Source organism: Agaribacillus sp. DX54 (genome assembly GCF_056858335.1).
Genome location: NZ_JBXEQE010000025.1, coordinates 62,747 through 88,540, shown reverse-complemented (window position 1 = coordinate 88,540; position 25,794 = coordinate 62,747). Strand labels below are relative to the sequence as shown.

Annotated in this window: 20 protein-coding genes; 6 read left to right on the top strand and 14 right to left on the bottom strand. The window is 46.8% G+C overall.

The window, feature by feature from the left end; translation table 11 throughout:
* Positions 1 to 829 precede the first annotated feature (829 nt).
* From AC04NP_RS22180 to AC04NP_RS22165, 4 genes are all read left to right on the top strand, one after another.
* Entirely contained in the window at positions 830 to 1,882 is a 1,053-nt protein-coding gene (locus AC04NP_RS22180) for a 2-dehydro-3-deoxygalactonokinase (RefSeq protein ID WP_482862141.1), read from the top strand.
* Entirely contained in the window at positions 1,879 to 2,526 is a 648-nt protein-coding gene (locus AC04NP_RS22175) for a bifunctional 4-hydroxy-2-oxoglutarate aldolase/2-dehydro-3-deoxy-phosphogluconate aldolase (protein WP_482862140.1), read from the top strand. Before AC04NP_RS22180 ends, AC04NP_RS22175 begins: the two co-directional genes overlap by 4 nt.
* Positions 2,527 to 2,755: 229 nt before the next feature.
* Positions 2,756 to 4,480, top strand: a complete 1,725-nt coding sequence (locus AC04NP_RS22170; protein WP_482862139.1) for an IlvD/Edd family dehydratase — start codon at positions 2,756 to 2,758, stop codon at positions 4,478 to 4,480.
* 48 nt (positions 4,481 to 4,528) lie between these two features.
* Complete coding sequence (locus AC04NP_RS22165) at positions 4,529 to 5,860, top strand: GntP family permease (RefSeq protein ID WP_482862138.1); 1,332 nt, start codon at positions 4,529 to 4,531, stop codon at positions 5,858 to 5,860.
* A gap of 25 nt (positions 5,861 to 5,885) precedes the next feature.
* Here AC04NP_RS22165 and AC04NP_RS22160 read toward each other — a convergent pair whose 3' ends face one another.
* The gene (locus AC04NP_RS22160) at positions 5,886 to 6,332 is read right to left on the bottom strand and encodes a hypothetical protein (protein ID WP_482862137.1); all 447 of its coding nucleotides are present in this window, start codon (positions 6,330 to 6,332) and stop codon (positions 5,886 to 5,888) included.
* 343 nt (positions 6,333 to 6,675) lie between these two features.
* On the opposite strand from AC04NP_RS22160, the gene AC04NP_RS22155 reads away from it, so the two are divergent.
* Positions 6,676 to 8,019, top strand: a complete 1,344-nt coding sequence (locus AC04NP_RS22155) for a glycoside hydrolase family 130 protein (RefSeq protein WP_482862136.1) — start codon at positions 6,676 to 6,678, stop codon at positions 8,017 to 8,019.
* A 4-nt stretch (positions 8,020 to 8,023) separates the two neighbouring features.
* Here AC04NP_RS22155 and AC04NP_RS22150 read toward each other — a convergent pair whose 3' ends face one another.
* From AC04NP_RS22150 to AC04NP_RS22130, 5 genes are all read right to left on the bottom strand, one after another.
* Positions 8,024 to 9,034 (bottom strand): glycosyltransferase family 4 protein, encoded by a 1,011-nt coding sequence (locus AC04NP_RS22150; protein ID WP_482862135.1) that lies wholly within the window; start codon positions 9,032 to 9,034, stop codon positions 8,024 to 8,026.
* A gap of 1 nt (position 9,035) precedes the next feature.
* A complete protein-coding gene (locus AC04NP_RS22145; RefSeq protein ID WP_482862134.1) occupies positions 9,036 to 11,318 on the bottom strand; it encodes a glycosyltransferase family 4 protein in 2,283 nt (760 codons plus the stop codon).
* Between the two features lie 195 nt (positions 11,319 to 11,513).
* Positions 11,514 to 12,809: an MgtC/SapB family protein gene (locus AC04NP_RS22140; RefSeq protein WP_482862133.1), complete on the bottom strand. Its 1,296-nt coding sequence runs from the start codon at positions 12,807 to 12,809 to the stop codon at positions 11,514 to 11,516.
* Positions 12,810 to 12,843: 34 nt separating this feature from the next.
* A complete protein-coding gene (locus AC04NP_RS22135) occupies positions 12,844 to 13,938 on the bottom strand; it encodes a site-2 protease family protein (RefSeq protein ID WP_482862132.1) in 1,095 nt (364 codons plus the stop codon).
* 149 nt (positions 13,939 to 14,087) lie between these two features.
* Positions 14,088 to 14,396 carry a PIN domain-containing protein gene (locus tag AC04NP_RS22130; protein WP_482862160.1) on the bottom strand — a complete coding sequence of 103 codons (309 nt, stop codon included), beginning with the start codon at positions 14,394 to 14,396 and terminating at the stop codon, positions 14,088 to 14,090.
* A 178-nt stretch (positions 14,397 to 14,574) separates the two neighbouring features.
* On the opposite strand from AC04NP_RS22130, the gene AC04NP_RS22125 reads away from it, so the two are divergent.
* Positions 14,575 to 15,549 (top strand): Kelch repeat-containing protein, encoded by a 975-nt coding sequence (locus AC04NP_RS22125; RefSeq protein ID WP_482862131.1) that lies wholly within the window; start codon positions 14,575 to 14,577, stop codon positions 15,547 to 15,549.
* Between the two features lie 224 nt (positions 15,550 to 15,773).
* Here the strand turns inward: AC04NP_RS22125 and AC04NP_RS22120 are convergent, their stop codons facing one another.
* The 8 genes from AC04NP_RS22120 to AC04NP_RS22085 all read right to left on the bottom strand — a co-directional run bounded on the left by AC04NP_RS22120 (position 15,774) and on the right by AC04NP_RS22085 (position 25,754).
* Positions 15,774 to 16,529 (bottom strand): 3-keto-disaccharide hydrolase, encoded by a 756-nt coding sequence (locus tag AC04NP_RS22120; protein ID WP_482862159.1) that lies wholly within the window; start codon positions 16,527 to 16,529, stop codon positions 15,774 to 15,776.
* A gap of 41 nt (positions 16,530 to 16,570) precedes the next feature.
* Positions 16,571 to 17,734, bottom strand: a complete 1,164-nt coding sequence (locus tag AC04NP_RS22115; RefSeq protein ID WP_482862130.1) for a Gfo/Idh/MocA family protein — start codon at positions 17,732 to 17,734, stop codon at positions 16,571 to 16,573.
* 50 nt (positions 17,735 to 17,784) lie between these two features.
* Positions 17,785 to 18,825 carry a sugar phosphate isomerase/epimerase family protein gene (locus AC04NP_RS22110; RefSeq protein ID WP_482862129.1) on the bottom strand — a complete coding sequence of 347 codons (1,041 nt, stop codon included), beginning with the start codon at positions 18,823 to 18,825 and terminating at the stop codon, positions 17,785 to 17,787.
* 54 nt (positions 18,826 to 18,879) lie between these two features.
* A complete protein-coding gene (locus AC04NP_RS22105; protein WP_482862128.1) occupies positions 18,880 to 20,103 on the bottom strand; it encodes a class I mannose-6-phosphate isomerase in 1,224 nt (407 codons plus the stop codon).
* Positions 20,104 to 20,115: 12 nt separating this feature from the next.
* Positions 20,116 to 21,192, bottom strand: a complete 1,077-nt coding sequence (locus AC04NP_RS22100) for an aldose 1-epimerase family protein (protein WP_482862127.1) — start codon at positions 21,190 to 21,192, stop codon at positions 20,116 to 20,118.
* Positions 21,179 to 21,322, bottom strand: coding sequence for a hypothetical protein (locus AC04NP_RS22095; protein ID WP_482862126.1), 144 nt, complete (start codon positions 21,320 to 21,322; stop codon positions 21,179 to 21,181). The genes AC04NP_RS22100 and AC04NP_RS22095 overlap by 14 nt, the downstream gene beginning before the upstream one ends.
* Before the next feature lie 63 nt (positions 21,323 to 21,385).
* Positions 21,386 to 24,040, bottom strand: a complete 2,655-nt coding sequence (locus AC04NP_RS22090; RefSeq protein WP_482862125.1) for a c-type cytochrome — start codon at positions 24,038 to 24,040, stop codon at positions 21,386 to 21,388.
* A 217-nt stretch (positions 24,041 to 24,257) separates the two neighbouring features.
* Complete coding sequence (locus AC04NP_RS22085) at positions 24,258 to 25,754, bottom strand: RagB/SusD family nutrient uptake outer membrane protein (RefSeq protein ID WP_482862124.1); 1,497 nt, start codon at positions 25,752 to 25,754, stop codon at positions 24,258 to 24,260.
* Between the last annotated feature and the right edge of the window lie 40 nt (positions 25,755 to 25,794).

The following is a 25,794-nucleotide window of genomic DNA, read 5'->3' as shown; positions in this document are numbered from 1 at the left end:
TTTATCAACGTTTAATGTAAGTTCCTTTTCTGAAGTTGTGTTCACAACCTCAAATTAATAGTTTGAGAAACAACTAAAAAGGCTGACAATATAATTTTTGCCAGCCTTTCTTTTGGAGACTTTTGAGACAGCCTCTTTAAAGTGATCCGCCCAGGACTCGAACCTGGAACCTACTGCTTAGCATCTCTTCTACAGCTTTCGCTGCTTCACCCCTATTGTGGGAGAATTTGTGAGCTGGACTATCTCTTGACCGTATTCCATCCGTTATGGAAGTTAGGCCCCACCCGTTTAGTCTCTACACCTTCCCTTAAAATTCATCAGGGCTTGGCTCGGGATTGCCATTCCCGACATGAGTCGAGCTTGAGGTTTCCCCGAATTTGAGTGGTTCTACTTCCAGAGTTTCCCCTGGAGCACTCCTATCTATTATTTGAAGGCAGTTGCTCTATCCAGTTGAGCTAGCGGACCTTTCAAAGAAAATCTGCAAATTTTCTGCAAATCAATTTTTTCAAAGAACTAACTATTTGTATATCAAACAGTTATTAAATGATTCATACTGGTTAGAAGGCAGTTGCTCTATCCAGTCGAGCTACGGAACCAGTGACTCAGCGGCCTGTAAAAATTCCCGCCTAATCGTTACGGGCTGCAAATCTAAATAGCAAATGATTATTTGGCAAATGAAAGAGGAAAAAGTTTTGGCAATTGATAATTCATAATTGACAATCAGGAGCTGGATGTAGGCTAATGGCACGTAACCCATTGTCAATTGTCAACTGTTCATTGTCAATTTTTTCCTCCGTGGTTACAACAAAAACACCTTAAAATATCCGGCATGACACAAATATTTAGAAGAAGTATTGACAATATCACTTTTAATCAGGTAATTGAGGGCTTTTCCTACCATATGAATGACTTTTTTTTAAGCTGCGACTGGGGTACTTCAAGCTTAAGGCTGAGGTTGATCGAGGCAAGTTCAGGCAGCATCGAGGGAGAAGTGATTGCAGGGGATGGCATAGCGAAGGTTTACAGCCAATGGGGCAGACTTCAGGAAAAGCCTGACCGTTTCGGTTATTTCCAAAAATGCCTGGCCAGCTCAATAGCCAAACTGGAAGCCCGGTGTGCTGTATCATGTGAAGGGCTCATCCTGATCATATCCGGTATGGCTTCCTCTTCGATTGGTATGTTGGAGGTACCTTATGCTACATTGCCTATTGCCCTCAGTGAAAAGGCACTCCCAAAACAATTTTTGCCAGCGCAGGCAGCATTCCCCTACCACACTTTACTGATATCGGGCCTGCGTACCCGGGACGATGTCATGCGCGGCGAAGAAACTGAGTTGATCGGTTTGGCCCGGGAGACTGATTATACTTTTGAAGAAGGGGTTTATATTTTCCCGGGAACGCATTCCAAGCATATCGAGGTTCAAAACCATCAGATTATAGGTTTTCATACCTTTGTGACTGGTGAATTATTCGATCTGTTAACTTCACACAGCACTTTGAAGGCATCGGTAGACAGGCCTGAAAAATTTGATAAAGCATGCCAGGATGCGTTTGTCATGGGAGTTCAGGCCTCCCGGAAATACAACTTTTTGACCGGACTCTTTAAAACCAGAACCAATCAACTTCTCGAGAAGTTGGATTTTTATGAAAACTATTACTATTTAAGTGGTCTTATCACAGGCATGGAGCTTAGCAACGCAAAAAGCTACAAAAATATGGTCGTTTGTGCCGGGGCGAAGTTTGTGGAACCTTACAGGCTGGGAACAGCGGTATTGGGACTGTCAGAAAAATGTCAATTTGTTCCGGCTTCGGAGGTAGCTCTGCTTGTTTGCAGGGGTCATCAAAAAATTTATGAAAATCTGAATATTAAAGATCATCTATGAAAAATCGCTCATTCAGTTGGGAATTATTCCATACACTCCCCGTCATTGGTATCATCCGCGGCATTTCCCGTGATAAGCTGGAACACGTTCTTCCTATTTACCATGCTGCCGGTTTCACAAACGTGGAAATCACGCTGAATACTCCTGATGCGCTGTCGATCATACAATGGCTAAGTGAAACTTTTGGGGAAAAAATGAATGTGGGTGCCGGTACAGTCTGCACACTCGAGGATTTGGACAAAGCTGTCAAAGCAGGGGCACGGTTTATTGTTTCACCGATCATGAATGAGGATCTGATAAAGGCTTGTGTGGTATCCAACATTCCCGTCTTTCCCGGAGCGTTCTCCCCTACCGAAATTTACTACGCCTGGGAGGCCGGCGCATCGATGGTCAAAGTTTTTCCTGCAACACCAGGTGGTGTCGAATACATCAAACAAATCAAAGGCCCCCTCGATCACATAAAACTTTTGCCCACCGGTGGTGTGACACGCGACAACCTTGCAGAGTTTTTAAAAGCAGGCGCCGATGGCTTTGGCATTGGCGGTGAAATTTTTGACAAAAAACTCATCATGAACAATCAATGGGCGCAGTTAGAAGAAAAAATGAAGGCTTTTGTTACTGAATTTTTTAGAGTTGACAATTGACAATGAATAATTGACAATGGGGGTTACTAGTACTATAACAAAAACTTCCCCACCACCACTATCACCCTCCCCTTATCAATTGCCAACTCTCAAACCATTCATTGTCAATTATCCATTGTCAATTGAATTACCCCGCCCTTCGTTTCGGTATGAAAATAAAAATCTTTAAATTGTCAGAATACTGTTTTTGAAGGGTAAAAATTTTTTGATAAGAAAGTAAAAGCCTACGATGTCGAATAAAAATAAAAAACTACGCAGCCAGGATTGGTTTGGGGGGATGAACAAACGGGGATTTCTTCACCGCTCATGGCTTCGGAACCAGGGGTATCCGACCTACCTTTTTCAAAACCGGCCGGTGATCGGCATATGTAACACCTGGTCGGAACTGACGCCTTGTAACGGGCATTTGAGAGAGTTTGCCGAAATTGTAAAAAAAGGGGTGCTGGAGGCGGGGGGCTTTCCGTTGGAGTTTCCGGTTACCTCTCTGGGAGAGACCGTCATGCGGCCGACTGCAATGTTATTCCGCAATCTGGCCAGTATGGACGTGGAAGAATCGATCAGGGCCAATCCGCTGGATGGGGTAGTGTTGCTGACAGGCTGTGATAAAACAACACCATCCACATTAATGGGAGCGTGCAGTGTTAACCTGCCTACCATTGTCGTACCGGGCGGACCGATGCTTAACGGCAAATTCAAGGGGGGTGAGATCGGGTCGGGCACCTTTGTGTGGCAAATAAAAGAAAAAAGGGAAAGGGGTGAGTTAAGTGATGAAGATTTATTGGAAGCTGAAATCTGTTCTGCCAGAAGCAGTGGCCACTGCATGACTATGGGTACTGCGTCCACCATGGCGTGTATGGTAGAAACGCTGGGGTTGACCCTTCCGGGGATAGCGGCCATTCCCGCGGTGGATTCAAGAAAAAAAGCATTGGCGCGCATGTCCGGAAAACGGATTGTCGACATGGTCAAAGAAGATCTGAAACTTTCTGACATCCTCACCCGGCAGGCCTTTGAAAATGCCATCATCAGCAATGCAGCAATAGGTGGATCCACCAACTTCATCATTCACCTGCAGGCTATTGCGGGCCGGATCGGTGTGGATTTAAAGCTGGAAGACTTCGATCATCTGGGCAGTAAAATTCCGCTTCTGGTTAATTTACAACCTTCGGGAAAATATCTGATGGAAGACTTTTTTTACGCCGGAGGGCTGCCGGTTGTGCTCAAAGCGCTCGAAAACCACCTGCACCTGCACACCATAACGGCCAATGGGAAGACGCTGGGTGAAAATAACAGTGGGGCCGAGTGCTACAACCGCAAGGTAATTGCCAGTATGGACCATCCTTTTCAAAAAGAAGCGGGCATTGCTGTGTTAAAGGGCAACCTATGCGAAAACGGTGCAGTAATCAAGCCCTCTGCCGCCACGCCTGAGCTTATGCAGCACCGGGGAAAGGCGGTGGTATTTGAGAATATTGAAGACTACCATCGACGCGTGGACGATCCCGAACTGGACATAGATGAAAACTCCGTGATGGTGCTCAAAGGCGTGGGCCCGCAGGGATACCCGGGCATGGCCGAGGTGGGCAATATGGATTTGCCGGAAAAGCTCATTAAAAAAGGGGTAAAAGATTTGGTACGCATATCCGATGGCCGTATGAGCGGGACGGCCTATGGAACGGTGGTATTACATGTTTCTCCCGAATCGACCGCCGGCGGTGTGCTGGCTTTGGTGCAAAACGGTGATATGATCAGGCTGGATGTGAAAAACAGACGCCTGCAACTTGAAATAAGCGACGAGGAACTGCAGCGAAGAAAAGCTGCCTGGATCAAGCCTGCCCCAGCCGCTCAAAGGGGTTACGTACAATTATACATCAACCACGTGCAGCAGGCTGACAAGGGGGCCGACCTTGATTTTTTAGTAGGCAACTCCGGGTCAAAAGTCACGCGTGATGCCCATTAAGAGATGGACCATGCTAACCTTTTCAGAACTTTAACGCGCTAAACTTCGATGATATTTTTACTTCTTTTAAGCGTCTTTCTGATAATTATATTAACCACGCGCTTTAAGCTACATCCTTTTCTGGCTTTATTACTGGTAGGAATCGGCTATGGACTAGCCACCGGTATGTCCCTGCAAACCATCGTTCAATCGATCAATGAAGGCTTTGGGGGTACTTTGGGAAAAATCGGGCTGGTCATCGTGTTGGGGGTGATTATCGGTACTTTTTTGGAGAATTCGGGCGGCGCGTTTACCATGGCTGAAAAAATCCTGAAAATAATCGGCAAAAAACGGGTGCCAACAGCCATGGGTATCATAGGTTATTTTGTTGCTATCCCGGTATTTGCCGACAGTGGATTCATTATTCTTTCACCACTGAATAAAAGCCTTTCCAAAAAAGCGGGAATTTCGCTGGCAGCATCAGTGATTGCCCTTGCCATGGGTCTGATGGTGACACATAACCTGGTACCGCCCACGCCAGGACCAATAGCCGCTGTGGGGATATTAGGTGCTGATCTTGGTTTAGTGATGGTTTGGGGCTTCGCCGTGAGCATGCTTGCCTTTGTCATCGGGTTGATCTATGCAAAAAAATATGCCGGTAAAACCTATATTGACCCCAATCCGGAGCTTACCGAAGAAGAGGTAGAAACCAGGCTGAAAGATGCCCCGGGGGCAGTAAAGGCCTTCCTGCCTATCCTGGTGCCCATTGTTTTGATTGTGGTAAAATCATTGATAGAATTCAAAGCCGGAGAAACAGCGCAGGCGGCCTGGCAAAATTTACTGGTTTTTCTCGGGGAGCCGGTGATTGCTTTAATAATAGGTATGTTTTTAAGTTTTATGTTACCCAAAAAGCTGGATAAAGAAATGCTTTCAGGCTCAGGTTGGGTAGGAAAAGCCCTGAGAGATGCCGCCGCCATCATTCTCATTACCGGTGCAGGGGGTATTTTCGGAAAGATTCTGCAAAACTCCGGCATAGCCTACCTGCTGAGTGATCGTCTTGCCAATGCCAGCCTGGGCCTTTGGCTGCCTTTTTTACTGGCGGCAGCGATTAAAACCGCCCAGGGCTCGTCTACAGTCGCCCTGATCACCACTGCCTCCATCATGGCCCCCTTGATGCAAAAGCTGGGATTTGAAACCGAAACCGCCAAGGCCATGGTCGTGCTTTCTATCGGCGCTGGCTCCGCTGTTTTTTCACATGCCAATGACAGCTTCTTTTGGATCGTGACCCAAATGACCGGTATGAGTGTTTCTATGGGCTACAGGTTATATAGTTTGGGCACCTTTATCGTCGGCACTTCCGCGGCCCTCATATTGTATGTGGCTTATCTTTTTGTGCAATAAAGTGCCGGAATTGTCCTGAAAACTCTTATTTTCCCAGCAAATGCCTGAGCTTTTCGCCCTGCAGCATGTGTTCTGTGACCTTAAAAACATCTTTTTTTAATGCCCTGAAATCATTGACAAATTTCACAAACCCATCTTCCAGATGCGCATGCTCATCCCTGAACCGATGCTCACCGTCAGACAGGGAGTTTTTTACTGCGTAGGCTATGTGGCCCAGGTGCTTCAAGGTTTGGTCTTTGAGGGATTCCTGGTTTTTGTCTATATCCATCAGGCGGCTGACAAGTTTCTGCAAATCTTCAGCGCTTTCTTCTTTTACCAGCAGCAGGAAATATTTACTGATCAAATTCTGCATGAACCTGATCTCATCGCCATAAAACTCCAGATCCGATTGCCAGTGTTCGGTAATCACATGCAGTTGCTGCCATGAGGCAGTATATATAAAGTCACTTTTAGGTCTTATTCCCAGTTGCATGGTTTTTTAAATTTGTAGCCAGAACTATTTGCACTTTTTAGAGTTATTAATGCTATTAAAGTTATTTATGACAAAGTAACAGTACAATGACTTGAATCAATCGCCGCAGATTAAAACATTAATTTGTGGTACCCGTATGATGATTTTGGGATTTTTACCCAAAAACGAATCAAAAGATCTCGTTACCTTTAAATTTCGTATATAGCTCAGTTCAGTATGTATAATGAGAATTTCAGTTTATAGAAGCCCGATCCGTTTTTGTCCGGATTTCAAGCGGGTTATTTTAAGGTTCCATGGCTATGGGCCGGACCGATCCAAATCCATCATTAAAAAGGTATATGACATGTCTGAGGAAGATGCCAGTGCGGCGCTGAATCAGACCCTGAGGGAATTTGCGAAAAGACACCGTAATATCTCAGGAATATTTGGCAAACATTACAGGGAGATCAGACATCTTTTAAAGGAATTTAAGATCGATGAAAAAGAAATCAGCGAGAAACGAAAACTATTGATTGGCTCCTATTTTACTATGGAATATTCCATAGAGTCTGCCGCCTTCTTTAACCCTTCAATCATGGAAGCCCCGGACCAGACAGACCTGGAAGAAGGGCAGAAAAGGGTAATCGTGAGCTTCAGGGCCGTCGGTGAAGGGCACATTTCTTCTATAGTGTTTCGTACCGGACTTATTCACAGCGATAACAGCCTTCATTTCCGCAGTGCAGGCACACGCATAGGGCAGGCCGGAATCATCAAACACCGGATTTATGACAAGGAGGAGTTTATCAGGTTACTGGGCGAAATGCAAGTTTCGAAGAAAACCTCCGAATTGGTGATGCAGGAGTTGAAAGCGAACTTCGTTTATGATGATTTAATAGAGGCTGTCGATGAGGTGGTCAGAATTAATCAACTCTCCGGAGAGACCCGGAATGAACTGAAAGAGATTGTATGGCTGGCAGATTCTCACCATGAGATGAATTTTTCATGGGATACAGACATTTCGGAACGGGTGATTTTCCCGGTTTCCACTGCCGAGCAAAAAGGGATAGAGGATGCCCGTTTTGTGAGATTTGAAGATGATGACGGCTCCGTGGCCTATTACGCTACTTATACGGCTTATGATGGCTACACCATTATGCCGAAGATGATCCGGACCAAGGATTTTTACCGCTTCACGACCAGACCCCTGCGGGGTGAAGGGGCACAAAACAAAAATCTCGCTTTGTTTCCCAAAAAAATCAACGGAAAATATGTGATGATGTCACGAATAGATGGCGTTAACAGCTATATCATGTTTTCTGATAGCATTTCCGTCTGGGAAAACCCCATTAAGCTGCAGGAACCCAAATACCCCTGGGAGTATGTACAGATAGGCAATTGTGGCTCCCCCCTGGAAACAAGCAGAGGTTGGTTGTTAATTACCCATGGCGTGGGCCCCATGAGAAGGTACTGCCTCGGTGCCAGTCTCCTGGATCTCGACGATCCCGGAAAAGAACTGGGACGCCTGAAGGAACCGCTGTTAATTCCTAATAAGGAAGAACGGGAAGGGTACGTACCCAACGTAGTTTATTCGTGTGGGGCCATCATTCATAACGAAGAAGTGATTATTCCCTACGCCATGTCGGATTACTCCTCAAGTTTCATTACCGTGCCGCTGGAAAGCCTCCTGGACAAAATACTGGAAGCATGATCAGCTACTCAATAACACTTTTGTAAACATCCACATAAGCATCTACCATTTTTTCCTGGCTGAATTTTGAGACAGCGTGCCGGTGACAATGCTCGCGCCGGATATTTCCGATGTCTGCTACTGCCCTGGTGGCCTCATGCACATCTTTTACCAAAAATCCGGTTTTGCCGTGTTCAATCAATTCTGGCATAGCGCCACGGTTAAAAGCAATCACCGGCGTGCCGCAAAACATGGATTCGGCGACACTGAGTCCAAAGGGTTCATCAAAGTTAATGGGATGCAACAACGCGCAAGCCCTTCCCAGTAAACTGTTTCTCTCTTGTGGTCCTGAATTTCCCACGTACTTCACATTTTCGCCATCGAGAAAAGGTTCCACCTTCTCCCTGTAGTAGTCTTTATCCTGGATGTAGCCGGAGATGAGCAGCGGCCTTTTTGCTTTTTGGGCTATCCGGATAGCTTCGTACGTCCCCTTGTCATGGTGTATCCTGCTAAAGTAAAGCAAATAATCTCCGGATTCTTTCCGGAAGGTAAAATCCCGTGTTTTAACACCATTATACACATTGGCAAGGTATTTCAGCCCGGGGTTTCTGTCGGCATAACTGATTGATATATAGTGATTGGTATGGTTATTATATTTTTGATAAACGGGTAAAATCTTTTTTGAGGAAAAGCCATGAATGGTGGTCACCATAGGTGTTTTAATAAGCCGCGAATAGGTCAGGGGATGAAAGTCAAAATGATTGTGAATAATATCAAATTCATAGGCTTTTTCCATCATATGACTGATATGCAGGCATTCATTGACCTTGGGATCAGCTTCACTGTCCTCTTCGTAGCCTTTCTGGCATATATAATCGAGCCTGGCATTCGTCTGTGAATCTTTAGTAGCAAAGAGCGTGACATCCAGCCCCTTGCCCGCGAGACCTTCCGCGATGTTCGAAGCCACCTGCTCCCATGGACCGTATTTGCGTGGTGGGGTTCTCCAGGCTACCGGCGCTAAAACAGCAATTTTCATGCTACCGGATGATAATTCTCGCTTTTCCTTTCTGCCTTTTTTCCGAAAGCTCCGGGGAGGTTTCTTTACCGGATCCCGGCTGAACAACACTCAGCACGGTCATGTACGATATCAGATAAGCCAGTGTACTTTCCGCGCCCTGATTACGGTTTACCCGGTCTGACTCAAGACCATCACAACATCCTCCGGTCTCCGGGTCGTACAAGGGAACCTTCAAATCATTTTTTCCCAGAAACCACTCATGGCAAATCAGCATTTTTTGGCGATAGTGGTTTTGTTTGGTGTTCAGCCAGGCCCTGAAATTGAGCAGTACCATGGCCGTGACATCGGTGGCCTGTTGATCGAACCTGGCGCGGTTTTTCCCTTTGGGAAACCATCCATCACTGCCCACCGGGTTCAAATACCCATCGGCCATGGTGATTTGGTCTAAAAATGCAGTAGCTTCTTCAGCCACCTGCTTTACCTGTTTGTCTCCTGTAATTTCATAGGAATGATATAACGCCAATGGTAAAATTCCATTGTCATAACTCAGCATATCTTCAAACCATTGCCACTCATCAGATTTATGCAGTTGAAAGCGGTCTACCAAAGTGTGGGTCATTCTTTCCATCTTCTGGCACATCTCTTCATCGGAGGGTGACCGTTGCAGATAATAACTTATACCGATAATAGTATTGGCAATACCACGGTTGGATGTTAACTTTTCAAAGTTTTCTGCTGCCAGAAAAAATGTTTCTTCCGCAAGCTGGAAATAAGCATTGTTTGGCGCATGTTTCATCAAATAGCCAAGCGCCCAGATGGTTCTGCCAAAGGCATCTTCCGACCCCTCTTCATCCAAAAACTGCCGGTTAAAACTCAGAAAGTTCCGGAATGTCCCTTTGATGTTTTGCATATAGTGGATGTAGCTGAAGTAAACCGGTATAAGCGCCAGAGCGGGTTTGAAATCAAGGATTTCGTATGCCATCAATGCCGCTAACAAGGCCCGTGCGTTATCATCCAGGCAATACCCTTCTTTTAAATTCGGGATACCATATTTTGCGTGCTGAATAATGCCGGTATCATCTGTCAACCGCTTAAAATGGTCAAAGTTTAACGAAGGTAATCCCGAAACCCCGCTATGAGCGTCTGACTTTCTGTCTTTGTTTTCATGGTACTCGACCAGCGACTTGCTCTGTTCAAAATACCGCTTTCCGATAGCCTTCCACCTGAATTGCCGGCCGTATGCGCAGGCTTTGTCCTTCAATTGCTTAAGCTTTTGAGGGTGGTCGAGCAGATCAATCAGTTGTTCTGCCAGACCTTCGGAATCTTTGAATTTAAACAACCTTCCCAAACCTGCGGACAATAATTCACTGGCATGCCAATACGGTGTTGAAACCACCGCAGCCCCAGCGCCGAGGGCATACGACAGGGTACCGCTGGTAATTTGTGCCTCGCTCAGGTAAGGGGTAATATAAATATCGATAGATGACAGATAGTCGAACAGGTCTTTTTCGCTGACAAATTTATTCAGGAAAAAAACGTGTTGTTCCAGGTCATTTTGTTTTACCAATAAGTTGAGGTAAGACCGGTAGCGTTCTCCGGTAGCTTTGATCACATTGGGGTGGGTTTTTCCCAAAACCATATATAAAACATCCGGATGCTTGCTGATCACCCGGGGCAATGCCTGAAGTACGGTCTCTATCCCTTTGTTTCTCCCTAATAAGCCAAAGGTGAACAACACTTTGCTTTTATCGAAATCAATCTTCTCTGTTATGCCTGAAGAGGAAGTAGTTTTAAAGTCCGGCACGCCGTGCTCGATCTTTACCACCTTTTCAGCAGGTATATTGTAAATCTCTTCCAGAAAACCCACCCCCATGCTGGTCATTGCCACCAATTTATCAGCTTTCATGGCAAGGGACTGAAGCACCGATCTTTCCATAAAGTCCGGACGCTTTAAAATGGTGTGAAGGGTTACCATCAACGGAATTTCCAATGCATGCACCAATGGCAAAATAAAAACCCCGGCTTTTCCTCCAAAAATACCGAATTCATGTTGCAGTATACAAATACCGGCACCACTTCGGTTGATAAATTCGGCTGCTTTCAGGTAATCTTCCCGCATATCTTTATTGATCCTGAACTTTACTTCGTCAGGGTAATTGTGACCGGAACTTCCATCATCCAATAAAACGATTTCCGTCACAATATTTTCGGGGATGTTGGCAACGGATTGAAGCAGGTTTTGTGTAAATGTAGCAATCCCGCATTGCTGGGGAGGATAGGTACTGATAAATACTATCTTCATAACTGTCGCAATCTTGGTGAGTACAAAGAAACTTTTGGTTAAAATGACAACCTATGACATAAATCATAGTTAGCGCTGATTTGCCTTAATTTCTTCAGGCCAGACTGTTCGGGGTTTTACCTGCGGTTTTAGATGCCTGATGGTGGCAAGATAGTGAATAAATGGCTAATAATCAAAATGTTAGGGATTGACAATTTACAATGGACAATTGACAACTACAACAATATAGATTAGACCGATCAGAAAAAGAGGAACAAATGCTAAGCTAGTATATTTTCTGAGAATAGCATTACCAAACAGGAGGCAAAAGAGATATTTCATCAGGGTGTTTGCAAAGGCAGCGATGAGGATGGCGGTGGCGGCGATGGGTTGGGTGTCAGGAGTTTTGCTGTAGTTGGCCATGGAAATGGTGATGGCGTCAATGTCTGTAATGCCGGAGATTCCGGAGGCGATATAGATACCTTCGCTGCCAAAATGTTCCTCTGCATAACCTATCAGGAGTTGGATGACGATGTAAACCCCGGCAAACAGAAGCCCCTCACGGAAGTTGATGGGATTGCCGATTTCATGGCGGATCTTTGTCTGCGTGGGTTGGTGTTTTTTACTGATAAAATAACCGGCCGTGAGCCCCAGGGCTCCGAAACTCAGAACCGGCAGCCATAACTCCATGAACAACGACATGTTCAAAAGCAGCAACCACACCAGGAGCCTCGGAAACATGATGGAGGAAGCCAGGATGATGGCAGCCGATTGTACCCTGCCTTCTTTGGGTGAGTGGCGGCTTTGATGCGAAAAAAACCAGGCGGTGGCCGTACTGGAAGCAAAACCACCGAGTATACCGGTTAAAATAACCGATTTTCTCTGATCGAGGTATTTGCTCAGAAAGTAAGCGACAAAATTCAAAGACACGAATATGGCCACTATCAGCCATATTTTATAAAAATTAAAGGCTTCGTAAGGGCCGAAATCCCTGTTTGCCAATACGGGTAAAACCAGGGCCGCAATGATTACAAATTTGATAATCGACAAAATGTCACTTTCAGACAAGCTGGAAACTGCCTTGTGTAATTCAATCTTTAATGTCAGCAATACGGTGACTAATACGGCTACGGTGACTGAAATGTGATAAAATTTTGCAAATATCAATCCGCCCAGAATGAATGTTATCATTAACGTAAACTCCGTCGTCGTGCCGGTGTCAGTAGTCTGGGTCCGGTAATAGGCTAAAGCGATCAGGCTTACCGTACCAAGAAAAGCGGCTACAAAAATCCATACCCCAAATTTTGAGGCGAGAAATAACGATAAATAGCCGACCATCCCAACGATGGGAAACGTTCTCACACCTGCAAAAAGCCGGACGTGAGCCTTTCTTATTTTTGTATGCTCTCTTTCAAGCCCCAGCAACAACCCAATGCCCAGAACAATCAATAATTCCTTGAGCGTGTTTAATAACACATTGTCAAAACCTAAGCTCTCCAGAAATTCAGCCATTGATCTTGGGAAGAGTGATTAAAACCAATCAGTTTCAGTAGTCCAGGCTGGAGCGGATTAACATATATTCATTGATATTATTGAAATCAATGGCACCTTTCAGTTGATCATCTTCCAGCACTGGAAAGAAGTTTATGTTTTTAGCCCTTACTTTTCGGTAAAACTCGGCCAGGTCTTCATTTAAACCTACTTTTTCAAAATCAGTTGTCATAAAATCCTTGACTGCGGCCTGTGTATTTTTACCTTTCATGGCATCGATAAAATCCGACTGATATAAAACTCCCCTAACCTCGCCGTTTTCACTGACTACAAAATGGGTTTCGGTTCCGGATAATACGATATCTGCTACCTCACCGATACTTTGCCCGGGATTCAAGACAGTGATATTGGTCATCATCGCCTCATTCACTTTATGCCCTCTGAGCAAAGCGAGGTGCTGCACCATGACATTTTCACCCTGCGCCCCAAAATAGACAAAAATAGCAATAAGAATAAGTAAAGGATTATAAAACAGGCCAAAGAAAAAAAACATTACCGCCATCAACTGTCCCAAGGCAGCCGCAATCCGGGTGGCTTGTACGCGGTCAATGGTCATGGACAATAATGCCCGCAATATGCGACCTCCATCCATTGGAAATGCCGGTATGGCATTAAACACCACCAGCATCACATTGGCCGCAAACAGATAAAAAACAAAGTTCTGCGGCGATATGGCGCTTAACATTTCCTGCAGAGCCTCAGGTTCCAAATCTAAAAATCTATGAATAGGAAAAACGATGTATAACAAGATGGCAATCACTACATTCACAGCAGGGCCGGCAACTGCTACCAGCAGCTCTTGTTTCGGTTTTTCCGGCATCCTCTCCAGGCTGGCCACGCCACCGATTGGAAGCAAGGTAATTTTTCGTGTGCTGATACCAAACCGTCTGGCCGTCAACGCATGGCCTAGCTCATGGAGCACCACACAGCCAAAAATCACCAATACAAATAAAATGCTTAAGACAATCGCTGGCATTTCCCTGCCTCTCGAGACCTCCAGAAAAACCACCCAGGCAATCAAAAACACAAAGGTCCAGTGCACCTGCACTTTGATTCCCGACACCCGGCCAATATTAAGGGTTCCTTTCATCTGTTTTGGGGATTGAAAATGATTGAATTCATGGTATCTACTTTACACCGCAAAAGATATTAACCTCCTGGGGGATGAACAATGATTTAAATCAGTTAAGCGGATTCCCGTGAATTGTGTGTACCGTGACAATAACATTTGCGTGCATGCTAATCAGGTTTGACCGGCGATCGCCAGTTTTCTATCTTCAATTCACAGACCCCAACAAATTCTTTTTCATGGGAGGTTACCAAAATAAGATTACATGCCATGGCAGTAGCCGCGATAAGTAGGTCGTAAGCACCTATTGGTTTTCCGGCTAATTCCAGGTTTGTCCTGATTTCAGTCGCAAAGTTAGCAGTGTCGATGTCGAAAGGCACTATTTCAATATCTCCTAAAAATCCCCGAACGGCCTTTTTCGTGGATTTTCTGATCTGCTTATTCTTTTGTAAACCGTAGTGAAGCTCATAGGCTGTAATAGCGGATATTTTTGATATAAGATTCCAAACGATTTTTCAAATTGTCCGGCAGATATACTGATATGTTCATAAATAGCTATAATGAAATATAACATATTATAAATATAATGTAATCCATGCCAAATATCCCGAAATAGATGATTTTTTATTATTTTAGTAGAAATTGATTGTAAACAAAATGATGAGAAACTTACCCCTATTCCTCTTTACTTTCGTATTCATCCCGGCATCCGCCCAGGATTTTCGCATCATAAAAACCAGCAATGAAGCCACCCCCCGGCATGAAAACGGATTTGTGGCGTCGGGCGATAAGTTGTATCTGATCGGTGGCAGGGGCGTAAAACCTGTCGAGGCCTTTGATCCCAAAACCAATCAATGGGAAAAGCTCGGTGAAACACCTATGGAGATACATCACTTCCAACCTGTGGCTTATCAGGGAAAAATCTATGTAATCGGCGCCCTGACGGGTAAATTTCCGCATGAAACGCCCATTCCGAATGTTTTGATTTTTGACCCCGGGAAAGACCGATGGCAAACGGGGCCCTCTATTCCTGAAAACCGGCGCCGGGGCGGGGCAGCCTGTGCAGTAAGCGGCAGCAAAGCCTACATCACCGGAGGGATCATAGATGGTCACAGCAGCGGTACGGTTAACTGGCTGGATGTGTATGACTTTGAAACCGAAGAATGGCGCATACTTCCCGATGCCCCGCGTAAAAGAGACCATGTGACCTCTGTAATCGCCAAAGGGCATCTTTACATACTGGGTGGCAGACAAACCGACTACCACGAAGAAGACAACTTTACTGCTTTTTTTAAAACCAACCAGCGGGCTGTGGATCGTTTTGATATTAAAAAAGAGGTGTGGGCCACCCTTTCAGGCAACCTTCCGGTGCCCACTGCCGGAGGTGGAGCCGTATATCTGAATAACAAAATCTATTACACCGGTGGTGAAACAGCACAGGAAAAGGCGCATCACGAAGTACAGGTATTCAGCCTTGACAGCCAAACCTGGGAAGTCGCCGGATCCCTGGAAACCGGTCGACATGGAACCTGTCTTACTGTATTGGGTAACCGTATCTACATAGCTTCCGGCTCCGAAAACCGCGGAGGAGGCCCGGAGCTTTCATCCATAGAATCCCTGGAACTAAAATGATAAACAGACATTGCCATATCCTCCGTGCCTTAAATAGCGCAAACGTCCCATAGCCGTTGCACAACATCTTCGACAAAATTCTTTGTGCCTCTTTGTGTCTTAGTGTCTTTGTGGTTAACCTCTTTTCACAACGGAGGCACCAAGACACAAAGAGACACAAAGACGTAGCCGGGAGTGGGCGCATTAGCTATGCCTGTTTCCCTGCATGCCTACCATAAAAAACATTAAATGGCCTTATACCGGATGTTGCGAAACGCCACCTTCATCGGAGGACCCACATGAACCTGCATGCCCAACAGGCCGGATAGCTTTCTGTTGGCCGAATCATTATCGGTTATATCGGCCATCAGCACCCCATTCACATAATGCTGCATATGATTGCCCTTTACAATCAAATGCATGTCGTTCCAGCCATCCTTAATATGGGCTTTTAAAGCCTCTCTGTCACCCAAGGAGGCTGTTACCTCCGCCCCTGTCCAGGTATTCTTTTTTACATTGGATCTGACTGGCCCGGGCAGCGGGGATATCGTCACTTTTTGCCCACGGAATGCCAGAATGGTGCGGCCGCGCTCTTCGTAGTTTTGGCCGGTGTACCTGTTGGCACCGTCTATGTCGGCCTGATAACCCTTTAGTGCATAAGGCACGCCTTCCACCGCTTCGCTGCGATAATTAATCCCACTGTTGCCTGTTTCGGATATCTTATACTCCAGCTTCAGTTCAAAATCTTTGGTTGTTCCACCCTGCCAAATGATAAAGGAGTTTTTTTCCAAAGTAGTCGATGGTGTAATTTCCCCTATTAACGTCCCGGACTCCACCCGCCACAGGTTTTCATCCCCCTTCCATCCGTTAAGTGTTTTACCATCGAATATGGGTGTAAAACCATCTTGGTCAACCGCGGCTGTACCGCAACCTATGGCCACTAACAGGGGCAGGCGACAAAGTGATAACAAACCTTGAAATAAATTTGAGTTGTTGTACATCATTGATAATATTTGGTAATAATTGGCGTATTAGCGCAAGATTATTTACCTTGCCATTCGACACGGGTGTCCTCCCACCTTTTGGAAGCCGCAGAATCGAGGACGGCCTGGCAAACCTTTTGTGTTTCCAATGCATCTCTGAAAGTGGGTGAACAAGGTTCCCCGGTTTCCAGGCTTTTGAAAAAGTCTGCCACCTGGTGCACAAAAGAATGTTCATAACCGATGCTCGTACCGGGTATCCACCATCGTTTCATGTAAGGCTGGTCGCTGTCGGTAACAAGGATCGAGCGCCAGCCGCGGACTGTAGCGTCATCGGCGTGATCAAAATAATCCAGGTAATTCATATCGTGCAGGTTCCAGCGTACGGAGGCATGTTCACCATTGATTTCAAAAGTATACAATGCCTTATGTCCGCGGGCATAGCGGGTGGATTCAAAAAGTCCCAAAGACCCATTATCAAAGTGGCAGTGGAATATGCAGGCATCATCGATGCCGACTTTTCTTACTTCACCATCTTGCTGATGCACGCGTTCTTTAATGAACGTTTCGGTAACAGCGGAAACATCTTTGATGCCCCCATTGATCCACATAGCCGTATCGATGCAATGTGCCAGCAGGTCACCGGTCACACCCGATCCGGCCGCGTCCACATCCAGACGCCACAAGGCCTCACCACCTTGTGGCAAGTCCGGATTAATGGTCCAATCCTGAAGAAAATTAGCACGGTAGTGAAAAATCTTTCCAAGTTTGCCCGAGTCCACGATCTGTTTTGCCAGCGTTACAGCGGGAACACGCCGGTAATTATACCACACCGTATTGTTTACGCCTGCCTTTTCAATGGCTTCTACCATGGATTGCGCCTCCTCCAGGGTCCGTGCCAGCGGCTTCTCACAAAGGATCATCTTCCCAGCTCCGGCAGCGGCAATGGCTATTTCGGCGTGTGTATCGTTGGGGGTGCAGATATCCACGGCATCGATATCTTCGCGGGCAATGATGGCTTTCCAGTCTGTCTCAACGGACTCATACCCCCACTGTTCGGCAAATGTCCGCACTTTTTCCGCTGTTCGCGAACAGACGGCCTGTAGTACCGGCCGGTATGCCAGTTCGGGGAAAAAATCTCCAAGGCGTTTATAACCGTTGGAATGCGTCCGGCCCATTAAGCCGCTGCCGATTAATCCTATTCTCAATGCTTTCTTTTTGGTCATTTTGATTACTTTTTTGAGGTAATTGAAAAAAATAATGAATTATCAAAAGGTCAGTCAGCCTCATACCATCCGTGTTGCTGACGAACTTGTATCATCGCAGCCAGTATATCATTCCATGTTTGTTGTCGCATCATGACTTCATTGGGAAACATGCATCCGTCCCAGCAAATGTGCTTAAACGCTTTGGTAAGATGGCCGTTTTCGTCGCGTAGCCAGAAGCCTGCGTCGTTGGGGATGTCGAGTTTTCCATGGGGATCATGAGCCTGGCAGTGACGGCCGGTTTTATCGTGCGAGCCGGAGCCAAACACAGTGCCATCGTTCTGAGCCACATGAAAATCGATGGTCCAGGGGCGAAGGGCTTTTGTTACCGTTTTAAGGCCTTCGGTGAGGGTTTCCCGGTCATTCCAGTCAAAATCTGCCGGCAGGATGCGGTCCTCCGGGCTATTGTAACCCAACAGGTACAATAAGGTATGGGCCATGTCTGCCTGAAAGCCAAGGTTAGGGCGATCGACAGCCTCGAGCATTTCCACCATAGTTTTCCAACTATGCATGCCACCCCAGCATATTTCCCCTTCAGCAGCCAGTTTTTCGCCATAGCCGGCAGCTATATCGCATGCCTCGCAGAATGTTTCGGCGATCCGCTTAGAGTTGTTAACAGGATCGGCCAGCCACGAATCGGGTGACGAAGCAGAGTCAATACGAACTACCCCATACGGCCGTACGCCCAATTCACGTAGTCTTTTACCAAATTGGCAGGATTTGCGAACCATATCCACAAACAGTGTCCGCTCTTCCCGGCTGCCCATGGCCGGGCCGCCCCAAACAGGTGCCACAAGACTACCTATTTTGAGATTATAGGAAGATACTTTATCGGCCAGCTTTTCGATATCGTCGTCCGTGTTTTTGGAGATATCGATGTGCGGTTCCAACAGGCCCAGGTCCACACCATCGAACCTGATTCCGTCTACTTCGGCAGCCGCTGTCATTTCGAGCATTTTTTCAAAAGAAAGAGGTGGTTCGGAATCAGCTCCTTTTCCCACAATGCCCGGCCAGGTGGCATTGTGGAGTTTAGGATAATTATGTGCTGTCATAAGTCTTTTATTTAAAATTCAGGGTTAAAAATCAAGCTTGTTTCGATGGACAATTTATAAGTCTAAATCCGGGTTGCCGGGGCCAAAATGTTTAAGCATTACGATCGGATCGGTTTTGGAGTTATTGACGATGACCACTCCTTCAAGTGCCGCTTTTTCACTAACAAAAAATTCGTCATGAGTCAACTGCCCGTACCGGATCAAAGCCGGTGTTTCAATCTCCCATACGCCCATTTTACCACGTCCCTGCATCATAATCATGCCATAGGCAGCACTGTCTTTGATGGTCGCAGTGGCCCCGGGCATGACAGTAAGTTCCTTGGCGCTAAATGCATCGGATTTGTAGCAAACCCATTTTTCCACATACCTTTCGGCCTGCATCTCCTCCGGCGGCCTGACCGGTATAGGACGCATGAATCGATTGCTCATCATGTGCGGATCTATATTCAACTCCCAGTCCAGCACCTCCACCAGCCTGTCGAAGTCCCCTACGCTTTCCTCCGGGGTGCAATTCCATAGTAATTCTTCCGGAATCACGGCATCATTGACCAATGACTGGTACATGGCAAATACATCCGAAGCTTTTTGGGGCTCATAGGTGCACAGGCTTCCCGGCGCATGGAGTAATCCCGGGGGCACATCCCAGCCGGTGCCGGGCTCCAGGCGAAATGCCTGTGAGTAGTTGGTGATCTTGTTGTCGCCTTTGGTAAAATTCACCAGGCACTGCCGAATTTCCTCTTTGGTGGTGCCTGGTGCAATGCCAAAAAATGTATAAGGGAAATCGCCCCCATGGTTATTCAGTTGCGGAGGAAAGTAATACGCCTCCGGTTTTCCCAATTGGTGAACCAATTTTGCGTACTCATCATTGTGATGTACGTGGTGGGGAAGCGGCCCTCTATTATCAAAAAATTTAGAGTACATCGGCCAACTGCCATATTCATGCCAAATGCGCTCGCCTATCAAAGCGTCCTTCAACTCGTCGATGGCGTCTCTTAACAGGATTTGGCCTTCTTCCTTTCCCCCTTCCACAACAACGGCACTCAACCCTTCATTTTCACCGGTCAATGGGCCGTTTTGAGCCGGAGTAGTAGACGAAAGCCAACGTTCGTCTACGCCACCCCGTTCACCTCCCAACACATAATAATCGTCAGGGTGTAACTTTATTCTTCGCCCCGGTACACAAAATGACCTGGGCACCCAGTTGGGGGCCAAGCGTAAAATGCCCCTGCCTTGTTCTAATGCCTGCGCTGCCAGACTTGTTCTTTGCATTGTTTTCATAGAAAATGATTTTTATTCTGCCGGAATATTATTTTTTAAAAGTTCATTGATCCTTGCCGTATCGTTCAACACTTCCATTTCAAGACGATAAACCCTGCGCTCTCCCGGAGCCAGTTCTATCAGCTCACGTTGTTGCCTGGCTTTTCCCTGTCCTATTGGTGGGTTGGTACCTGGTTCCAAACCCGTAACATACTCCCCCCTGCCCCAATGCTGCCAGTTGGTCAGCCATGGAAGTTGCTGCTTTGAAAATCGCAAAGCCACTGCCAGGCCGAGTCGGGCATTGTGAAGACCGCAGGTGCATTGGCCGGAGCCGTCAGGGGTAATGTCAATAAAAGCAACTGCCTCTCCCCTGCCACTATGTGCCTCCAGCGGTACGGGACATCGGCGAAAGTTGTTTTCCGCGCTAAAAATTTCATGATTCAAATCGCCTGCGGGCGATTGCCATGCCCCCTGCCAGATGATATCTGTTCCTTCATCCACCAGTGGCCAGCCGAAGTTGAAGTGATACAGGATCATATGGGGCACCGTCGTATTACCGCGGTTGATCACTTCGTCATAGCCCCGGATTGATGCCTTTCCAAGGGTTCCCGCTATGGTGCGTTTTAGTTCAAGGCTGGGGCCAAATACCTGTGTTTGCCTGATTCTTCCGGTAATGCTCATTTCCCTGTTACCTGCCAGGGGATCGGGCTGCACGACAGACTCGACTTCAGCAGGTAGATTGCTGATAAGCCCGTGAAGGCCGCGCTCACCATTGGCATCCATCTCGGGATCCCCCACATGACCGAGGCCACAGGTGACCATTAACCCGCCACCGAATGTTCTGAGCCAATCCATTCCGCGGTTTGAAAAGGGTTGCGGCGGACTGACGCCCAGGTGGCTCAGCCAGGCCAGGCTATGCTGGTTATAAAAAGCATCTGCAATATCCATGGCGCGGTCCATCACCACCTTGTACCGGAGACCTGTGCCGGTGTTGACCCATGCTATTCTGGTTCCCCTCCCCTGCCCGTTGTCTATGACAGCAGTTTCGATGCCCCCAAGCTGGGCAGGATTTGATATTTTGCCGGTCCAGTTTGTATCAGTGAAATGCATCGGCCTTCAATATTAACTGGCTGCTAACTGCTTCCCGGCTGCTTTTTCCCTCTTCGCATGTAAAAAAACCATCTTTAATATCCCATGAAATGGTGGATTTATATCTGGTTAATCTTCGTATTCCCTTCATATTAAAATAGTTATACCTTACTAATAATTATTCATAATAATTACTTCCTATACTTGAATTCAATTACGGGTTTTCGCCAGTATACATCGGATGTTCCTGGTTTCCTCCGGTCATAAGATAGGCCATCAGATCTTTAAGTTCTTCCTCATTGAGACGGTTGATCAGGCCGGGCATCATGATGGATACCGGTGAAATCTCAGTCTCTGCTACCGCTGACTTGGCGATTTCACGCAAAACCTCTGGTGCGAAGGGGTTTTGGGAAATAAAATATGATTGCTCGTTTTCATTGGCAAGCCTGCCAACGATGGACCTACCGTCTTTTAAGGAAAACACGGTGGATGAATATTGGTCGGATATCTCTTTGTTAGGGTCGATAACATGTTCCAGCATATCCTTAACACCAAATCGTGTGCCTAACTGGGTGAGGTCAGGCCCAATGTTTCTCCCTTGTCCCCGCATGCCATGGCAGGAAAGACAACGGGTGGCTATAAACATAATGCTGCCTTGTTCGAAATCCCTGCCGTTCAAATTACCCTCTACGACCGGTAAAGCTTCTTCCACCGTCCAGTTTCTTCCCGGCCCTTTCGGTCGTACCATACTGCTAAAATCCGGCAGCGCATTTTGCAGGGCTTCGGAGGACATTTTATCATAATGGTTAAATTGATCTTCAGGCACATGGCTTAAAGCCTCTGTACGGGCTTTATCGATAAACCCTTTATAACTCCGGCCCCCCGCATAGCTGAAGGCCGCATTGAACCATTGAAAATATTGATCACGAAGCGCCGGCGTCCAGCCCGTTTCCAACTCGCTCAACATCGTAGCATAATAGGTTTGCTGTGCCGGTGGCATTTTGGACAGCATTTCGGCAATGTCCAATCCGTATTGAGGATTTCGAAAAATCAGTTCCGAAGATTGGTCATAGAAATCATCGCCTGAGCCCTGGCCTTCTGCCTCTTCAAACAAAGCGAGCGTCCTTTTGGCCACTCCCGGGGCATCAAGATGAATCAGCAACTTGCTCAACTGACGATTCAGGATGTCGGTCCCGGCAGGATATTGGATATCTATCTGCGCCAGGATTTGGGATCTTTGTGTGCGGTCCGGCATGCCCATCCTGTAGAAAATGAGCTCATACGCCCGCAGCAAATCTACCTGCTGTGACTCAGAAAGTGTTTCATACTTGATGGATGACAGTGATTTTAACAGGCGGCTACGTTGGTTTTTCTGACCATGCCGGGCCAAGGCGATCATTCCCTGCGTCAATATCACGGGATCGGTCTCGCTAAACAGTTTTTCCTGCCACTGGTCGACCGGCTGATGCTCCAGGGCAATGCGGGCAGCAAAACGAACAAATCTGTCCTCATGCTTCAAGTGAGGCCATACGAAATCCACCGCCGCTTTATCTGTTTTGCCATGACAGGCTTCCAACTGCCTTCTCAGCTTATGCTCTTTCGTGATTTTTGGAGAATTGTCAGCGACGGTAGCCTGTAAACTTCGGTGATTTTCGTGGTATACCCGGTAAAGGTCACTTTCCAGCCTCCTGCCACCTGTGGCAAAATACATAGCACCATCGGGGCCTATTACGCCGTCTGTTAACGGCAAGGGTATTCCCGACAGGAATTCCTCGGCTTTGGCCGTGTAAGAACTCCCTTTTTGTTCCAGGTGAATCGCATAAATAATGCCAAAGCTCCAGTCAAAAGCATACAGGGCTTTTCGATATTTACCGGGAAACCTGGCGGTTTTGCCGTGAATAACGGCTGTCGGGGAGCCCTGGCCGATGTTGACTATGGCAGGGAGGTTATCAGGAAACGCCGGCGACCATTTACCGGTTCCGGTTCTCCAGCCGTATTCGCTGCCGCTGGTTACATGACAAATTCGCGTCGGGCGATACCAGGGAGTGCCCAGGTCCCATTCCATATCCGAATCAAAGGTAAAAAGATCACCCGTTTCGTTAAAAGCCATGTCGAAAGCATTGCGGTAGCCTGCGCTGAACAGTTCCCAATGTGTGCCGGTAGAATCCACATTGACCACGTAACCACCAGGGGCTGTGCGGTTCCTGGCATGGCCAATAGGATCTTTGATCAAAGGGAAAAGATTATCTTCATCCCAAACCGGCGGTACCCTGTAGGCGTCCATTTCGGGGACGTCGGTATGGTTGCCGAGAATCACATACAGGGAATTTCCATCAGGGGCCGGAACGATGCTGTGTGGGCCGTGTTCGCCTGCGCCATTGAATGCCTTCAGAAGTGCCACTTTATCAAACTGGTCATCTCCATTTGTATCCCGGAGTCTGTAAAGCCCGCTTCCTTTTTCAAAATTTTCATTGCCCTTGTTGTTGACCATTACAAAAAGACTGTTAAAGGCCCAAAGCAATCCCTGCGCATAACCCATGTTTACTTCCAGTTTTTCTACTTTGGGTTTCAGGTTGTCTGCACCAATCGGGGGCAATTCCAACCGGTACAATGATCCGTACTGGTCAGAGGCAATGAGTCTTCCTTTATGATCAAAAGCCATGGAAACCCATGATCCCTGTTCATTTTCAGAGGGCCCGTACAGGTGCTCTGCACGAAAGCCTTCCGGCAGTTTGAGCTTTTCAATTTTGGGATGCATGGGGCTGTCCTGGTCTGAAGCCGGGGGTTTGTTTTGGTTACAGGAAGTATTTAAAACCATTAACCATAGAGAAGCCAAAAGCAGTTTTAAAGCATTGGAAAGTTGTAGCATCGGATTAAGTTAAAATTAGACAACGTTACAAGTCATATAAAATATAATTTAATCATTTTACCTCCTGAGCGCAAATCGACTTTTATATTATATGATCGCGCTGCACCGGCTTTTAAGGACATCAGGGATTGGGTTTGTAAGCCTTTTCCCATCGGTACCATAGCGCAAGCGTCCCGTGGCTGTCACACAACGCTTTGGACAAAATGTTAATCAAAACCTAAAAATGAGGGCTCAAATCTGCCTCAGCCGCGGGCAGGGCATAATAGAGCGATATATTCGTAAAAGCATTGTCCCGTGGCGCTGCCCCTTCAGGGTAATAGTAAGCCAGGGGGTTAGCTTTAATTCTGTTACCATATCCTGTAATCACCTCGATGGCCCTGCCGGTACGCACCAGGTCAAACCACCGTTTGTTTTCAAAAGCTAGTTCCACCCGTCTTTCCCGGTAAATCGCCTCCCTGAGATCACCCTGCGCTGCCCCAAGACCCGCGCGGCTGCGCACCTGGTTCAGATAATTCTCCGCTTCGCCGGCTTTACCTTGTTCATTTAAGGCTTCAGCCAAAAATAAAAGGACTTCCGAATAGCGGTATACCGGCCAGTTAATGCCATGATTATCGTGTAAAGCATGGGTTTTGGCATATTTTTTAATGTAGGGATAGGTCTTATCCGCCCAAAAACTTCCTTCTATCGTAATGTAATCAATGGAGGCATCTCTCCTGAGATCCCCATCCTCATAGGCCGCGATAATATCTGGTGTGGGAATGTTGTTTCCTTCCCCATTCAGCGGCTGAGGGTTGGCGGTGCCTGTGATGGTTACCAGCTCTTCGGGTGCCATGGGCCTTGGCATGAAGCGATAGAGAAAGTTGCCATGAAGCCCGTCGGGCCCCTCTTTGAACTGGACTTCGAATACCGACTCCCCATTATTTTTATTGCCTGTGTTGGTAGAAAAGGCATCCGCGTAATCTGGCATAAGGGCGTATTCATTGCTTTGTACGACTTCCTTTAAAAGGCTTTCTGCCTGCGCCCATTTTTGCCGGGCGATGTAAACATTAGCCAACAGGGTTTTGGCAGCACCAGAAGTAGCTCTTCCCGGCTCCTGGGCAGACTTTGGCGGTAAGAGTCCGGTCGCTTCCTCGACATCTTCGATGATCCGGGCATATACATCTGCCTCGGGTGCCATGGGCAGGGCCGCCTCGTCACGTGTCTCTACCGGTGTTAAATGTAATGGGACACTGCCAAAATATTTTACCAATTCAAAATAGGCATATCCCCGCAGGAACAGGGCCTGCCCTTTCAGGTTATTTTTTGTATTGGCGTCAAACGCTACCTCGTCAATACGGGACAAAACCTGGTTGGCCCGTGCGATGATTCGGTAGTCCAGGCGGTACTGGTTAAGTACGTGGGTATTGGTGGTAACGCCATTATCACTGGGAATAGCGAAGTCAGCAATATCTTCCTGTTGTTCGGTAGCACCAAAAAGGATGTTGCGGGCATAATAGGTATTGTCAGAGTGCATTTCGCCCAACAACCAGGCCCTTTCGTTAACAATATTTCTTAAAGGCACATACACTCCGTTAACGGCCTGTTGAAAATCGGCCTCTGTGTTGAAAAAAGTAGCAGAGCTCAGGGAAGTTTCAGGAACGATTGTGAGGAAATCATCCTGACAGCCGGCAAAAGTAAGCATTGCCAAACCGAATAATATGACTGATTTTTTCATTTCATTCATGAGTATATAATTATTTTCAAGGGTCACATGA

Excerpts from the sequence above, each read along its gene's own strand:
- AC04NP_RS22180 (WP_482862141.1), top strand. The coding sequence starts at position 830 with ATGACACAAATATTTAGAAGAAGTATTGACAATATCACTTTTAATCAG.
- AC04NP_RS22175 (WP_482862140.1), top strand. The coding sequence starts at position 1,879 with ATGAAAAATCGCTCATTCAGTTGGGAATTATTCCATACACTCCCCGTC.
- AC04NP_RS22170 (WP_482862139.1), top strand. The coding sequence starts at position 2,756 with ATGTCGAATAAAAATAAAAAACTACGCAGCCAGGATTGGTTTGGGGGG.
- AC04NP_RS22165 (WP_482862138.1), top strand. The coding sequence starts at position 4,529 with ATGATATTTTTACTTCTTTTAAGCGTCTTTCTGATAATTATATTAACC.
- AC04NP_RS22160 (WP_482862137.1), bottom strand. The coding sequence starts at position 6,332 with ATGCAACTGGGAATAAGACCTAAAAGTGACTTTATATATACTGCCTCA.
- AC04NP_RS22155 (WP_482862136.1), top strand. The coding sequence starts at position 6,676 with ATGTCTGAGGAAGATGCCAGTGCGGCGCTGAATCAGACCCTGAGGGAA.
- AC04NP_RS22150 (WP_482862135.1), bottom strand. The coding sequence starts at position 9,034 with ATGAAAATTGCTGTTTTAGCGCCGGTAGCCTGGAGAACCCCACCACGC.
- AC04NP_RS22145 (WP_482862134.1), bottom strand. The coding sequence starts at position 11,318 with ATGAAGATAGTATTTATCAGTACCTATCCTCCCCAGCAATGCGGGATT.
- AC04NP_RS22140 (WP_482862133.1), bottom strand. The coding sequence starts at position 12,809 with ATGGCTGAATTTCTGGAGAGCTTAGGTTTTGACAATGTGTTATTAAAC.
- AC04NP_RS22135 (WP_482862132.1), bottom strand. The coding sequence starts at position 13,938 with ATGAAAGGAACCCTTAATATTGGCCGGGTGTCGGGAATCAAAGTGCAG.
- AC04NP_RS22125 (WP_482862131.1), top strand. The coding sequence starts at position 14,575 with ATGATGAGAAACTTACCCCTATTCCTCTTTACTTTCGTATTCATCCCG.
- AC04NP_RS22120 (WP_482862159.1), bottom strand. The coding sequence starts at position 16,529 with ATGTACAACAACTCAAATTTATTTCAAGGTTTGTTATCACTTTGTCGC.
- AC04NP_RS22115 (WP_482862130.1), bottom strand. The coding sequence starts at position 17,734 with ATGACCAAAAAGAAAGCATTGAGAATAGGATTAATCGGCAGCGGCTTA.
- AC04NP_RS22110 (WP_482862129.1), bottom strand. The coding sequence starts at position 18,825 with ATGACAGCACATAATTATCCTAAACTCCACAATGCCACCTGGCCGGGC.
- AC04NP_RS22105 (WP_482862128.1), bottom strand. The coding sequence starts at position 20,103 with ATGAAAACAATGCAAAGAACAAGTCTGGCAGCGCAGGCATTAGAACAA.
- AC04NP_RS22100 (WP_482862127.1), bottom strand. The coding sequence starts at position 21,192 with ATGCATTTCACTGATACAAACTGGACCGGCAAAATATCAAATCCTGCC.
- AC04NP_RS22095 (WP_482862126.1), bottom strand. The coding sequence starts at position 21,322 with ATGAAGGGAATACGAAGATTAACCAGATATAAATCCACCATTTCATGG.
- AC04NP_RS22090 (WP_482862125.1), bottom strand. The coding sequence starts at position 24,040 with ATGCTACAACTTTCCAATGCTTTAAAACTGCTTTTGGCTTCTCTATGG.
- AC04NP_RS22085 (WP_482862124.1), bottom strand. The coding sequence starts at position 25,754 with ATGAAAAAATCAGTCATATTATTCGGTTTGGCAATGCTTACTTTTGCC.